Consider the following 14,007-nt stretch of genomic DNA (forward strand, 5'->3'; position numbering starts at 1 on the left):
CTTTTCTTCCTAAATCTCAGGATAAGCAGTAACATATTATGCTAAAATTAAGACAAAATGAATAATGATTTTTTTACAGGAGCAACTACAATATGACTTTTATTTACACTTTAAGATACATGCTTGATCCCAGAGCAAACACTCCAACTAAAGACGAAAAACTAATTGAATTTATTAAAAAAGGCAAAATTGACGATGTTGCTTTTTTTATAAATGGTGAAGAATTAAACCATAGTCACTTAACTAAAGCTGAGACTCAATTATGGTTAGATGCAATTAAGCCGTTACAAAAAAAGTTATCTGAGATAGGCGTAACAACTAGTTTAAACCCCTGGACGACCATTATGCATTCAGATCGAGGCTACCAAGTTAATCCTAAAATCGGCTTTAATACTTTCGTTGATATTGATGGTAATAAGGCCCAAGATATGGCTTGTCCAGCGGATCCAACCTGGCGGAAATATTTAGCAAATACCTACGCGCAATATGCCAGCATCCATCCGCGCAGATTATGGCTAGAAGATGATTTTCGCCATTACAATCATTCACCCCTCAAATTAATGTGCTTTTGTGATTATCACATGCAACTTTATAATGAGCAATTAGGTAAAAAGGAAACACGCACAGAATTTGTTAAAAAAATGTTGCAACCGGGGGAGCCTACTAAGGAAAGACAAGTTTACCTTGATCAGGCTCGTCAAGAGATGATTGAAACTGAGCATATAATTGAGCAGGCTGTCCACAAGGTTAGTCCAGAGACAGATCTGGCGCAAATGACTTCGTATCCTGATTGGCATGCACTTGAAGGCCGTGACTGGGACAATTTATTTAAGGCCCAAGCAGGAAAAGGTCATCCCAAGGTGGCTCGGCCTCATTTACCCGCTTATAATGAAGTTGCACCATTACAATACGGCAGATATTTCGAAGAATATACTCGCATTACCGCTGCTTTTTTAGGAGAAGATGCCGAACTATACCCAGAATTAGAAAGCTATATGTATTCGCCTTTAGTCAAATCAACTGCATTTACTGCATTTCAAATTATTACTTCCGCCCTAATCGGAAGTCAGGGAATTTTGCTTAATTTATTTGACATGATGGGTAACGGTATCAATGATAGTTGGCACTATGCAGAAATGCTCGCTCAAATTAAACCGTTTGTTAACCAACTATTAGAAAATCGTCTGCCGATAGACCATCTGCGGGGCATTAAAGTTTTAGTTGATCAAGACTCTAGTTACTATTTGCAAACTAAAACTGGTAAGAATGTCGAGGAGCTGTTACCTCATGAAAAGAATTGGGCCAGTCTTTTAGGAGCCTTTGGTTTTGCTACAACAATTCTGCCTATTAGTAAAAAAACTTCATTGAAAAATGAAGTAGTTGCTATTTCTGGCCAACTTTTACGCAACTTAACAAATGCACAAGTAACAGAATTGATTAAAAACAATTTCGTGTTGCTTGATGGTGAATGCGTACAAGTTTTACTAGACCGAAAATTAGGCAATTTACTGCATATTGAAAAAGCCGAGTGGCACCCCGTTCGTTCAAACTATCAAGTTTTTGAACAGGCAGATGGACAGATTGTTGACGGAGTTGAAAGTCCGCGAATTACAATGTTGCAGCAAACCGGAAACTATTTGAAAATTGATTATCAACCGCAAAGTTCTGTGAAAGTGTGGTCATTTGCCTATAACGCAGTTGATGAAAAATTGGGTAACGCCATGGCCGTCATTGACCAACATATCGTTGTACTTCCGATGGATCAAGATCCACGCTATGGCTGGGAATCGCAATTTACTACATATAAACAAGGCTTGTTGCAGCAAATGCTTGATAGTATCAAGCCAGTAGATTATTTAATAGGAATGCCGAATGTTAAACTGTTAGTTGAAAATGATGGTCAAAAAATTTGGCTAGCCAACTTTACTTTAGACGGCTATCAACAAATAAAATGGCACCTAGGAGAACCATTAGCAAGTGATGAAGCTACAATTATTAGGAAAGTCAATAACTCTGTCAGGAAAACAAAAGTCCACATTAATGTTGAAAATGGTATTGCTATTATTAATGAAGCTCTAGCGCCATTAGAGACAATCCAAATACTGTTTTAGGATCTATGTAAAACTAGAAATCAACATTTATAAATATTAAAAAAAGAACTGTAATATAATAGTATTTACAGTTCTTTTTCTCTTATTTTTTATATTTCAAATGAATTTATTACGCGCAGGTTATTAAATTTCAATATCAATATCCAAATTATCATCGATTGTCTCATCTTTTTCGTCTTGCTTAAGTTTTGGTTTAATAATTGAAAGAACTATGCCAATTATTAGAGCACCAATTAAGAGACCACCTAAATATAACAATGGTTTATTAGCTACAGGAATCGTAAATATACCCCCAGATAGTAAGGGGACAGTTACTCCCCATGACAACATTAAACCATCAGCTACACCGGAGCCGAGAACTACGGCAGGTACAACTCTTAATGGATCTTTAAAAGCAAATGGTAAAGCTCCTTCGGTAACTTGGCACATTGACATAATAATTGCAGCTACAGCATTTTGTCTATCTGCTTCATCATATTTTTTTCTGGCAAAAATTAAAACTGAAAGAGCTATTCCAAGAGGAGGACACATAGCTGCTACATTCTTACCCGCAGCAGGCCCCCAAATACCGGAAGCAGCAAAAGCTGTTACAACCGCAAAAGATATTTTATTAACTGGTCCACCCATATCAAAACCGGTCATGCCACCTAATAGAAATCCTAATAAAAACTTTGATCCAGTGTTCATACCTGTAAAGAATTTCACAGCAGCATCCGTTAAAGCGGCTAGTGGTGGACCTACAACATAATCAATCATTAAAACTTCTAAAATGCCACCCACTAGTGGAATAACAACTAGAGGGACAATAGATTTGACGTTTTTTGGAAGTTTCAGATTAAAAAGCCACAATGCAACAATCCCAGCTAAAATGCCGGCAAATATTCCTCCAAGAAAGGAAGCATTTACTTGTGTAGACAACCATCCGCCCATTAGTCCTGGTGCGATGGCAGCTTTGCCAGCAATAGAATAACCAATCCCAGCAGCTAAAACAGCAATCATAATAGACATGCCACCGTTACCAGCTGTTAATAAATAATACCCTAAAGTGCCTTTAATTTCAGTATTGCCGATAATGCGACCAATTGCAGTACAAAATCCTGACATAATAATGACTGGTATCATAAAAGACAGACCACTAAGGAAATGCTTTTTAAGATTTTGTAACTTAAATATATTTTTATACATATTATTTTCCTCTAAAAACACTACTAATTAAGCTTTCCAGCTGCTTTTAACTTCTTTTCAACTGTTTTAAGTAAGCTTTTCGGCTTTTGAATTGCCATATTCGTATCTACACTTATGACAGGTTTCCCCTTGAAGCGATCTTTATCAGCTATAGCCACATCTGCTGCAATAATTACAGCATCTGCATTTCTAATATTTTCTTCTGTCAATTTATTTTCTACTCCTCCACTTCCTTGAGTTTCGACAAATCCATTCATTCCTAATTCTTTTGCAGCTTGAAGTAATTTTTCTCTAGCCATATAGGTATGAGCAATACCTATAGTACAAGATGTAACACCTACAAAATTCATATTTATTTCTCCTCATTTTCTTCTAAAATTTTCTTAAACCTATTTCTACTTGTTTCATTAAGCAATTTTGTTTGAACCTCTGGGTGCGTTAGGGCTGCTGAAAGATGAGAAAGCATTTTTAATTGTTGAACATTCCGATTAGTTGACGGTACAACCATCAAAAAGATTAAATGTATTGGTTTCTTATCCAAGCTTTCCCAAACTAAATCATTTTTTGTCCTTAAAACTGCTATAGTAGCAACCTTAGCTACTTCAGATTCGCCATGTGGAATTGCAATACCATTCTCCATTCCGGTTGGGCCTAAAGTCTCTCTTCTTAATACATCTTCCAAAAAAATATTTTTATTAGTGATATAGCCATTCTCTTCAAGCAGATTGCATAAGTATCTAAGTGCTTCTTTCTTTGACTTTACGGTGGCATTCAGAACTACATTTCTTACGTCTATAATGCTATTATTTTTCACACTCAATTCAAATTACCTTTCTCAGATAAATAGTTAGTGGATTGTATAGAGAGTACCTGTAACCTGTTATTTTTACCAAGTTATTTTCATTATTTAGTATTACTATAAGCTTATGATTTTGCTTAGCATAAGCAAAGTAAAAAATCCCCAAACATATACAATCAATAATAGCAGCTAAAATGTTATTTGTTATGCAAAAAACTACACCTATCAAAATAAAAAGCAGTCTTAAATAACTGACACATGTATTCCATTCGTATGAATTCTTTTTTTTATCAAATTTGTACCAATAAAATATTTTATTATTTCTTTTCATTGTAGCCACCAATTTCTTTTCTTAACGAATTAATTACTCTGGCACTATATGTATCAGTAGTTTGCGTTCTTTGCCTCATAGTAAGAGTTACACCAAACATTGGAACAGGAACATTTAAATCAAAAGCTGACTTCATTGCTTCTATAGCAGCTGAACTTGAGTGTATAGTAGTATTCACATCGGAAAGCTTTGCATCGTTTTTAAAAATTTCACTCATCAACTTCATTAGCCAGCCTCTAATAACTGCTGATTTATTCCAAGCAGAAGCAACTTCTTCTAAATTGTAATTAAACGGGCTGGCATGAAGCAGCGAAAAGCCCTCACCTAATACTTCTAATTCTGAATGTAAAATTGCATTATGTATAATCTTTAGATAGTGACCTGAACCGGATTCTCCACAATAAAGTAAACCGTTAGTTGCTGAAATAGATTTCAATAAAGGTGCAATTTTTTTATACGCACTCTCACTCCCACCTATCATAAAATTTGCTCCGTGTAATGCACCATAAGTTCCACCTGAAGTACCAATATCTAAAAAAGCAATTCCCTTTTGTTTAAATTCATCAGCTCTTTTTATTGAATCATGGTAATCGGAATTTCCGCCATCAATTACAATATCGTCTTTAAATAAAATGCTTTCTAATTTTTTTAAAGTATCATTTGTAATTTCTCCAGGTGGAAGCATTACCCAAATTACTTTTGCTTTTTTATCAGCGGCAATCAATTTAAGATCAGAAATAGTATTTATTCCTTTATTGTTTGCATTACTTAATGCTTTTGAACTAATATCAAATCCTGTAATTTGGTAATGATTTCTTTTCATATTCATTGCTAAGTTCAGGCCCATTTTCCCTAAGCCAATCATATAAATTTTCATAATTAACCTCTACTTATTTTAAAAATTGATAAATGCTTTCATAAGCTTCCAGTTTAGTTTTAGAAGACAACAGCTTAACTCTTAATTCATCGGATGAAACCATTAGATTAAAGCCATGGTATATATAGTCAAAAGGTAAAACATTAATATCCGCCTTTTTGTAAGACATTAAAAATATCAAATTAACTTTGCTTTTTCCCCACTTTACCTCATGCTTCGGTATGTAAATGGCAATATTGGTTTTTCTAACTGTATCAGGTTCAGGATGGGGTATTGCAATATTTAATTTAGCCAAAGCAGTAGATGCCATTTTTTCACGACTATTGATAGAACAAATAATTTCAGGATCAGCATATCCTAATTCAATTAATTTATTACCTAAATATTTAATTACATCTTTTTGTGAGCTTAGATTTCCAATAAAAATAGTTTCAGGAGATAATAGTTTTAAAAACTCTTTTTTAGTTTCCCTATCCTTCATTACGTGTACAGCTTGTTTAATTTCTTTAATTTCAACCGAAGTAATAATTGGATCAACTACGATTACACGAACCGAAACAAATTGTATTGGCACAGTACTAACTATAATATCTTCACTTATTGAATTACTTAATAATTCTTCTACTGAAACTACTCTTGTAATAACCGCATCATCTTTAATACACTCTCTAATATGTTGAACTATTATTCTTGCGGTACCTAACCCTGTACTACAAACTACTACAATTTTTATTTTTTGATTTTTATATTTTTTCTGTTTTATTCGCTCATCATAAGCTTCGATGTGTATAGCTATATATGCAATTTCATCATTGTTAAACTTTAAGTCATAATTACTTGCTATCTTTGAAGCCAATTGAATTGCTTCATTTGTAGCAACAGGATACAAATAAAATATTTGATTTGTATAAGGATTAAAAATTTGTAGATTATTTCCCGCTCTATAAATTGCATCATCAAGATGAATTGTTAAATCTTCAATTAGTTGTTCATCCCAGTTATCAAGATTATCTTTTAAAAAATTTGATAAATCATTGTCTTTGCAAAAAAAGTCTTTTGTAACTTGTCCCTGAATATTCTTCTTAACACCTATAATATGTATGTTCAAATATTTTTCTTCACTTGTTGGCACTTTAACATGAAAGGCATCTTCAATGTAACTACATAATAACTGTGTTTCCTTTAATATTATTTCATTCTTAATTGGTTCTTCTTTTAAATATTTTTTCTGTTTTATTCGTTCAATCATTATACAAATATGTATAAAAAAAGATTGATATTGGAATTCCGTGAAAACTAGATTAGTAGAATTAGTTAACTTTAGCAGAACTTCTTGAACCATTCTGATCGTGCTTTCTTCAACTAATTCTCTTAGTTCCATAGGAATACTAATTTTTCTTACATTGTTATCAAATGTTTCCATCCAATATTTATTAATTATTTTACTAGCCTGATTTCTCTTTTCTTTTTCATCACCTTTAATCTTTAGTCCCTTTCTAGTGCCGATAATTTTTAAGGTGGGATCTAATTCTTTTTTTAGCTCTTTTATATCCCTATCTAATGTGCTTCTGCTAACATAATATTTTTCACAAATACTCTCCAGTTTTACACCATCATCATTATCTAAAAGAAGAGAAAGTAAAATTAAGTTTTGTCTATTATTAGTACTTAAAGCTATTTCGTTACTTGTTTGAAAAACTCTGTAAATTTGATTAATATCACCCTCAAAATAAATACCTACATTTCGTTTACGAACTAACTTCATATCTGTATTCTGTAATCTTTTACTTATAATATTTAAATATTTTACGACCTCTTTTCTCGAAACTTGTAAAAATGACATTATCTCAGGATAGTGTACCTGTTGCCTAGTAGCTATGAAACTTACCAATTTCTTGATTTTTTGGTTTACAACTTTATTACTTTCTTGCAACATTGATCACCTCACTAAGTAATTTTATCTTATAATGAAACCGCTTACTAAAAAACACCAAAAAAGATACTTAGATTAGTTTCGTTTTTTAAAATGTTGTACACAAAAAGCCCTCTAAGTTAGGATTACTAACCTAAAGGGCAATAAAAATTCATTTATACAAATTTACTTTTTCATATTAGACAACATTTCATTAACGTCGACGATTCCTGCTTTACCAGCAGTCACAAAATCGGATTCTGCACCGCTCATTTGACTGTTAAGCCATTCGATTACCAATGGTAAATTCATTCCCGAGATTAAGTGAATCTTTTGACCACCCATAATCATGCGACTAACAACATTAGCTGGAGTTCCACCCATTAAATCGGCAAAAACAGTGATGTCTTCAATATTCATTCCTGAAATCTGCTCTTCAAATTTTGACTTAAAATCATCTGGGCCTTCAGATGGAAGCAAGCAAACTGTGTGCACATGTTCTTGCTTACCCATAATTAATTCGGCACTGGCTTTTACGCCCTCTGCCATTTTACCATGACTAATTAAAATTAATTCTTTTTCTGCCATACTTTATCTTTCCATTTAATACTCAATATTATTTAGCTTAAAGCTATTACCATATCTAATTATATCTTAGCAATAACTCCAAGACCACCTAAAACGATACAAAGTACTAAAACAATAAAGATTGCTTTGGTCGAAGTCATACCCTTCTTACCAAGAAGCCAGTAGACAAAGCCTACAACAGCAGCTGGTAAAAGCTTAGGCAGGATCATATCCAAATTATTTTGAACATTCATAGTAACTTTGCCAATTTGTGGTGCCCAAGAGAACTTTATATTAACCATAGTGGCAACAAGTGCACCAACCATGAATACACCCAAAACAGTAGCGGAATCAGTTAAAGCGTTTAAACGATCTCTCATATCAGTAACAAGGGAAACACCTTTATCATAAGCAAAATGCAGTTGTTTCCAACGAAAGACACAGATCAAAAGGCAGGCAATTACCCAAATGATAACTCCAACTGGGTTTCCTTGAGTTGCCATGGAAGCAGCCAAAGCCCCAAAAATAGTTGGAATCAAAGAGGCAAAAATTGAGTCGCCGATAGCGGCAAAAGAACCCATCAAACCAACTTTAATACCGGTAACAGTGTCTTTTCCTTCGATACCTTCATTTTCTTCAACAGCAAGATCAAGACCAGTGATAATTGTATTGAAGAAATTAGAAGTGTTGAAGAACTGCATGTGAGTCTTCATCATTTCCTTTAATTCAGGAGTATCATCACCATAAATTTTTCTTAATTGTGGCAAAATAGTATATAAATAACCACTATTCTGCATTCTTTCATAGTTCCAGCCCAACTGGAAACCAAATAAAGATCTACGATTAATTTGATTAAAATCTTGTTCAGTTAATTTATATTTAGGTTTAGAGTTCGTCATCAGTAATCTCTCCTTCATCGTCATCAGAGCTTGAACTTTCGCTATTACTTTGACTTTCAGTACTTTGTGCTTGAGCAGTACCCTTATTTATCGGAATATTCTTGTAGTGTAAAATTGCAAAGGCCAATCCCAGCATTGCAATAGCAAGCATTGGCAAGCCGTTAAGAACAGTAGTGAAACCTTTGTTAACAGCTGACAAACCTGTTCCCAAGGCTTGAATATTAGTGAAGAGAACCGAGAACAAAGTTGTAATTGTAAAACCAAGAATTAAATATGCTGCATGTCTCTTAACTGGCAGATACCGAAGCAAAACAGCAAAACCAACTGCTGGTAATGTAGCACCGGCTACAGTCAAACCATTACCAAGCCACAACAGGTCTCCATTTAAGGCATTTGCAATCTGTTGTACCAATCCTTGACCAAAGGCTAACGCGATAAAGACAGGAACTGCACGTGAAAGTGACCATGGAATTGCACCATATAAAACATTTCTTTCAACTGCCTTATAGTTAATCTTATCTTGATCAATCAAGTGATCAATTCTGTGTGAAAAGTAAGTGTTGGCAAATCTTGCCAAAACGTCCAATTCAATCATAATAGCAGCAACTGGAACAGCAATTGAAGAAATTGCTGTTTGAGGACTCATACCTTTAACGGTAGTTGAGAATGCTGTAGCTAAAACTGTACCAGTAGTCGCATCAATTCTAGATGCACCACCAAAAGTACCGATACCTAAAACAGTTAACTGCATTGACGCACCAATGAACAGTCCCGTTGGCATATCACCCATGATCAGACCAGCGATTAATCCAGCACCTACTGGTGTGTTTAACGATGAATAAATTTGCAATTCATCTAAAATTTCTAATCCTGCATATAAAGTAAGCAGTAATATTTGCCACCAAGCCATTTTTCTCCTCCTACTTCATCTTTTCATTTATCAATTTCATTAAATCACGTGATTCAACACTGGGATTTAATTGAGCAATCAGGTTAACGCCTTTATTAGCAATTTGCCTGAAAAGGTTTGCTTCATGCTCATTGATATTAACTTGCTTAGTCAGTTCAGTAGTGTCATCTTGTTTAGACATATTACCAACATTGATGGTGTCAAGCTTGATACCCATGTTAAGCAAATCGAGAAACTTATCAGGTTTTTTTGCTACCAGAAACAATCTTTGCTTACCGTAACGGTTTTTCTTTAAATGATCTGCAGCAACTTCTGTTGGTAAAACACTCAGCCTGGTAGACATTGGAGTAGCCATTCTAAGGCCACTCTTTTGAATATCATCTTCAGCTGCTTTTTCGTCCAGAACAATAATCCGTTCTACCTGCAACTGAGGAGTCCACAAGTTTGCTACCTGTCCATGAACCAAGCGTTCATCAACTCTTGCTCCCACAATATTCATAATTCTTCCTCCATATCTTTTAAGGAAATCTAAACATTACAAAAAACGCTTTCACATATTTATGATAAGGTACCAACCAATTTTTGTCAATATGTATTTTTTATATTTAAAAAGTTGATTATTAAAATCATAGTGATATCTTTAGTACCCACAACAAAAGCACATTATTTGAATTCGTGAATTGTAACACCTTTGACTACACGATTGACTGTACCAGTTGGTGATGGTGTATCCGGCTTATTATTAACCTTGATAGAAGTTAGTAAAGCTATTGTCTGACCAAACATGACATCGGGCAAAGCTAAGTAGGCATCAGGCAATACTTCTTTCTCAGCAAACATGAAAGATTTTCCTGAGAAATCCTGACCCTCTTTTTCTTGACCAACAGCCATCACGAGTGGCACAATTTGATCATCCCTAATCTCGTTTAAAATATCTAAGTCGTATTGCCTGGTATAAGTATTGTTGGAGACAAAATCAAAGACGATCGTCTTCTTGTCAAGGAATGATTTTGGACCGTGACGCAAGCCCATTGAGGTATCAAATAATGCGGCAACTTCTCCTGCAGTTAATTCCAAAATCTTAAGCCGTGTTTCTTCAGCCAAGCCACCTAAACTGCCGCTACCTATATAGGTAATTCGATTAAAGTCAATGTCAACTAAAGATTGAATTTCATCTTCACGCTCAATGACGCTCTTACCCATTTGAGCAATTTGACTAACAATATGTTCTTTATTTTCGTCAGCCAAAGTATCAAACACAAGTAGTGCCATTAAACTCATGCATGAAAATGAACCAGTCATTGCAAAGCCCTGGTCTAAAGATTTTTCGGGCATCAATAAAACAAGGCCGGTAGGATCACCTTCTAGATCCTGCGCCAAATGTCCTTCTGGTGCACAGGTAATTGCTATTTGATATAAGTTTTTAACTAACTTTTTGGCTAATTCAACTGTTGCTACCGATTCTGGTGAATTGCCGCTACGTGCAAATGAAACCAGAATAGTCGGAGTATCTTTTTCTAGATAATCTTCAGGAGTAGAGACAATTTTGGTCGTATCAATTGCTTCAAAGTCATATTTTTTTCTGTCACCATGTTTTTGTAAATACGGCATAATCATGTTGCCAACATATGCACTAGTACCGGCACCGGTAAAAATAACTCTAACTTTACCCCATTTTTGAATTATTTGGTTCAAAAAATCAGTAATTTTAGTTTTGTTATTCTGATAAATGGACCAGGTTTGTTGCCATAATTCAGGTTGCTGCTCTATTTCACGAGTAGTAATTTTAGCACCCAATTTTTCTAATTCTGCATCTGTTTTTGAAAACATTAATTTTACCTTCCTTATATAATTAAAATAAATCATTATATTGACGTGAACGATAAACAAATTTATCGCCTCTAGCCAAAGAAATCGTAAACTCTATCGGTACATTTTTGTCATTAATAGTCTTCCGAAATATTTTTAAACTTGGTGCACCAACTTTTTCCGCCAGATTTCTACTTTCTTCTTGATTAAGACAAACAGCTTCAACATCTTCAAAAGCCATCACACTGATTTGGTCATATTTTTCTTTCATGACATCATAAAGCGGCTTAGCCTTTAAATCGTTTAAATTGAGTTTGGGAAATAATTTTGTCGGTAAATAAGTTCTACTAAAAATGCGTGGTTCGTTATCAGCAAGACGCAAACGAACCAGCTCGTAAGTTTTTTCTTTCGGTCCCAAATTCAATTGTGCAGCGATATTTTTATTTGGAGCAATTAAGTCTAAACTTAGATTTTTAGTTGAAGCCTTTTGCCCAGTTCTTTTTAATTCTTCTGAAAAAGAATACATTCCTCCAATATTAGGTTGATCAAGAAAAGTACTTGAAACAAAAGTGCCTTTACCATGAAGACGGTATATTAATCCTCTTTCTTCAAGATTTTGTAACGCCAATCTAATTGTATTGCGACTAACACCGTATTTAACTAATAACTGTCTTTCACTTGGCAATTTAGCATTCGGCTCCATATTGTTTATTTGTTTTTCCAAGTCTAGAATTACTTGGCGATAAAGTGGTTTTGCCATTAATTCCCCCTCCTTAGCTAACTGGTAGATACCACTTAAAGTGTATCAGAGAAAGCGGTTTATTGCAATTTGATTTTTACAAAATATTGTTAATTAAAATTTATTTTTACATAAAAATACCATTGAGAGTTAGTTTCCCAATGGTATTTAATAAATTTATTTACTTAGTTTATTGCCTTTCCAATCATAGTATTTTTGACTAAGGCGATTTTTAGGGTTATCAAAAACAACGATTCGATATAAGGCATAAATTGTACCAACCATGGCAATTAGGCTTGTTATCCAATTTTTAAATAAAATCTGTAGCAAGTTAACCACAATTACAACAACTGCCCAAAAAAGGATGCGATTCCTTCTTGCTTTTTCCTTAGCCGTTACTTTTGTTTTCTTCAATTTGATCACCCTTAAGCCAAGACATTATTAATGATTAATTAGCCTTTTTAGCTGCAGCGTATTCTGCATTTCTCTTCTTCATCTGTTTTGCATACCAGATAAATAAGAGCAGGTAAACTGTCAAAGCGATTAAGGCATAAACTATAAACATTCCTTGTTGTTTCCAGGCATTTCCCACTAGGTAAGCTAAGAATTTTTCAACTGGACCTTCCATAGTAGTGTCTGAAACCAATGTATGTGCAGGAATAGCCGCACCTACTGAGTGAGCCATGTTGGTAACAAATGGACCAACCATAGTACCTGCCCAAAGGAAGATAGGTAATTCAACGGTTCCAATGATAATCATCCGAATAATTTTACCACGAGTAACAACTAGCAAAGCTGGAGTAACACCCATAGCAATGATGCCACCTAAAGGCATTAGTCTGTTACCTGGCAGAACCATTGCTTCAAGCATCATAATTGGAGCCAAAACATTTGCGGCAGCCCAAATTTCAGAACGGCCAGCTAAGAATGGCCAGTCAAGTCCGATATTAAAGGTACGACCAGAAAATTTCTTGGTGGCAAAATCGGCAATACCTTGAGACAAAGGCTCAACGGAAGCGATGAACCATGAACCAATTACAGAGAACAGTTCAATACATGAACCACCAATAAATGATAGTGTAAACATGTCTTTCCATCCCTGCTCAGTAGCGAAATTATTGCCAGCTAGCAAAGAAACAAACACACCAAGGTAAACGCCAATAGCAAATCTACTGCCCCAAAAGCCGATTTTTTCGTTCAATTTAGTAGAATCAAAGTCAAATTTATCTAGCCACGGCAGGCACTTGTCAAAGAACTTGTTAAACACCATTATGATAGGATTCATCATATAGTTCATGTGCGTAGTAGTCATTGGGTTGCCTTCAGGGGCATCTAATAAGTCATTAAATGTTGGCTTCATTAAGTCAGAGTTAATAATTTTCATTGTGCCAATGAAAAGGACTAACAAAGTTGATAGCCAAAGAGGGGCACCGACATAAACACAGAACAAACCATCGAATGCCAGGTGCCAAACATCAAAGATATCTACATCAAGCGTGTTTGTCTTGTTTAATACCAGTAGAACAACATTTAAAATAATTAAAACTAGCAGATAAAACAAGGTATATGGTGATCCCCAAGTTATAGTAGCAAGTGGAGCCCAACCCATATCCTGCATATCCATGTGGATGCCAGTATGCTTAACAAATTGCATCATTGGCTTTTGAAATGCTGTCGTCAGCATATTCATAACATTACCTATCGCTGTAATAGCAATAGCTAATTTCAAACCACCTTCTAAGGCCTTGGTGAACTTGACTCGAAAGAGTACAGCGATTAACGTCAAAACAATTAACATTATTGTAGCTGCACCCATATCAATCAAAGGCTTAAAAAGTGAGTTAGCAAAATTAATTATCCCATTCATT

At 34.7% G+C, this 14,007-nt stretch carries 14 protein-coding genes; 1 reads left to right on the forward strand and 13 read right to left on the reverse strand.

Annotated elements, in window-relative coordinates; genetic code table 11:
- Positions 1 to 92: 92 nt before the first annotated feature.
- Positions 93 to 2,111: a hypothetical protein gene (locus LDM92_RS07425; protein ID WP_223902682.1), complete on the forward strand. Its 2,019-nt coding sequence runs from the start codon at positions 93 to 95 to the stop codon at positions 2,109 to 2,111.
- Between the two features lie 123 nt (positions 2,112 to 2,234).
- Here LDM92_RS07425 and LDM92_RS07430 read toward each other — a convergent pair whose 3' ends face one another.
- From LDM92_RS07430 to LDM92_RS07490, 13 genes are all read right to left on the reverse strand, one after another.
- Positions 2,235 to 3,296, reverse strand: coding sequence for a PTS fructose transporter subunit IIC (locus LDM92_RS07430; RefSeq protein ID WP_223902683.1), 1,062 nt, complete (start codon positions 3,294 to 3,296; stop codon positions 2,235 to 2,237).
- 23 nt (positions 3,297 to 3,319) lie between these two features.
- Positions 3,320 to 3,646: a PTS fructose transporter subunit IIB gene (locus tag LDM92_RS07435; RefSeq protein ID WP_046331662.1), complete on the reverse strand. Its 327-nt coding sequence runs from the start codon at positions 3,644 to 3,646 to the stop codon at positions 3,320 to 3,322.
- Between the two features lie 2 nt (positions 3,647 to 3,648).
- Positions 3,649 to 4,110 (reverse strand): PTS sugar transporter subunit IIA, encoded by a 462-nt coding sequence (locus tag LDM92_RS07440; RefSeq protein WP_223902729.1) that lies wholly within the window; start codon positions 4,108 to 4,110, stop codon positions 3,649 to 3,651.
- Positions 4,111 to 4,412: 302 nt separating this feature from the next.
- Positions 4,413 to 5,303: an NADP-dependent phosphogluconate dehydrogenase gene (locus LDM92_RS07445; protein WP_223902684.1), complete on the reverse strand. Its 891-nt coding sequence runs from the start codon at positions 5,301 to 5,303 to the stop codon at positions 4,413 to 4,415.
- 13 nt (positions 5,304 to 5,316) lie between these two features.
- Positions 5,317 to 7,239 (reverse strand): BglG family transcription antiterminator, encoded by a 1,923-nt coding sequence (locus tag LDM92_RS07450; protein ID WP_223902685.1) that lies wholly within the window; start codon positions 7,237 to 7,239, stop codon positions 5,317 to 5,319.
- Positions 7,240 to 7,401: 162 nt separating this feature from the next.
- Positions 7,402 to 7,803 (reverse strand): PTS sugar transporter subunit IIA, encoded by a 402-nt coding sequence (locus tag LDM92_RS07455; RefSeq protein WP_223902686.1) that lies wholly within the window; start codon positions 7,801 to 7,803, stop codon positions 7,402 to 7,404.
- Between the two features lie 59 nt (positions 7,804 to 7,862).
- Positions 7,863 to 8,681, reverse strand: a complete 819-nt coding sequence (locus tag LDM92_RS07460) for a PTS system mannose/fructose/sorbose family transporter subunit IID (RefSeq protein WP_223902687.1) — start codon at positions 8,679 to 8,681, stop codon at positions 7,863 to 7,865.
- Positions 8,668 to 9,591 carry a PTS mannose/fructose/sorbose/N-acetylgalactosamine transporter subunit IIC gene (locus LDM92_RS07465; protein WP_223902688.1) on the reverse strand — a complete coding sequence of 308 codons (924 nt, stop codon included), beginning with the start codon at positions 9,589 to 9,591 and terminating at the stop codon, positions 8,668 to 8,670. Before LDM92_RS07465 ends, LDM92_RS07460 begins: the two co-directional genes overlap by 14 nt.
- 10 nt (positions 9,592 to 9,601) lie before the next feature.
- Complete coding sequence (locus tag LDM92_RS07470; protein ID WP_223902689.1) at positions 9,602 to 10,090, reverse strand: PTS sugar transporter subunit IIB; 489 nt, start codon at positions 10,088 to 10,090, stop codon at positions 9,602 to 9,604.
- Between the two features lie 164 nt (positions 10,091 to 10,254).
- Positions 10,255 to 11,421 (reverse strand): SIS domain-containing protein, encoded by a 1,167-nt coding sequence (locus tag LDM92_RS07475; RefSeq protein ID WP_223902690.1) that lies wholly within the window; start codon positions 11,419 to 11,421, stop codon positions 10,255 to 10,257.
- Positions 11,422 to 11,443: 22 nt separating this feature from the next.
- Positions 11,444 to 12,160: a GntR family transcriptional regulator gene (locus tag LDM92_RS07480; RefSeq protein ID WP_223902691.1), complete on the reverse strand. Its 717-nt coding sequence runs from the start codon at positions 12,158 to 12,160 to the stop codon at positions 11,444 to 11,446.
- Between the two features lie 156 nt (positions 12,161 to 12,316).
- Positions 12,317 to 12,562, reverse strand: coding sequence for a hypothetical protein (locus LDM92_RS07485; protein WP_223902692.1), 246 nt, complete (start codon positions 12,560 to 12,562; stop codon positions 12,317 to 12,319).
- Between the two features lie 25 nt (positions 12,563 to 12,587).
- Positions 12,588 to 14,006: a PTS transporter subunit IIC gene (locus tag LDM92_RS07490; protein ID WP_223902693.1), complete on the reverse strand. Its 1,419-nt coding sequence runs from the start codon at positions 14,004 to 14,006 to the stop codon at positions 12,588 to 12,590.
- Position 14,007: the final 1 nt, after the last annotated feature.

The sequence above is a fragment of the Lactobacillus laiwuensis genome, from assembly GCF_019972835.1.
Classification (GTDB): Bacteria; Bacillota; Bacilli; order Lactobacillales; family Lactobacillaceae; genus Lactobacillus; species Lactobacillus laiwuensis.

Coding starts and splice junctions, on each gene's coding strand:
- LDM92_RS07435 (WP_046331662.1), bottom strand. CDS start 3,646: ATGAATTTTGTAGGTGTTACATCTTGTACTATAGGTATTGCTCATACC.
- LDM92_RS07465 (WP_223902688.1), bottom strand. CDS start 9,591: ATGGCTTGGTGGCAAATATTACTGCTTACTTTATATGCAGGATTAGAA.
- LDM92_RS07490 (WP_223902693.1), bottom strand. CDS start 14,006: ATGAATGGGATAATTAATTTTGCTAACTCACTTTTTAAGCCTTTGATT.
- LDM92_RS07475 (WP_223902690.1), bottom strand. CDS start 11,421: ATGTTTTCAAAAACAGATGCAGAATTAGAAAAATTGGGTGCTAAAATT.
- LDM92_RS07470 (WP_223902689.1), bottom strand. CDS start 10,090: ATGAATATTGTGGGAGCAAGAGTTGATGAACGCTTGGTTCATGGACAG.
- LDM92_RS07480 (WP_223902691.1), bottom strand. CDS start 12,160: ATGGCAAAACCACTTTATCGCCAAGTAATTCTAGACTTGGAAAAACAA.
- LDM92_RS07455 (WP_223902686.1), bottom strand. CDS start 7,803: ATGGCAGAAAAAGAATTAATTTTAATTAGTCATGGTAAAATGGCAGAG.
- LDM92_RS07450 (WP_223902685.1), bottom strand. CDS start 7,239: ATGTTGCAAGAAAGTAATAAAGTTGTAAACCAAAAAATCAAGAAATTG.
- LDM92_RS07425 (WP_223902682.1), top strand. CDS start 93: ATGACTTTTATTTACACTTTAAGATACATGCTTGATCCCAGAGCAAAC.
- LDM92_RS07430 (WP_223902683.1), bottom strand. CDS start 3,296: ATGTATAAAAATATATTTAAGTTACAAAATCTTAAAAAGCATTTCCTT.
- LDM92_RS07445 (WP_223902684.1), bottom strand. CDS start 5,303: ATGAAAATTTATATGATTGGCTTAGGGAAAATGGGCCTGAACTTAGCA.
- LDM92_RS07460 (WP_223902687.1), bottom strand. CDS start 8,681: ATGACGAACTCTAAACCTAAATATAAATTAACTGAACAAGATTTTAAT.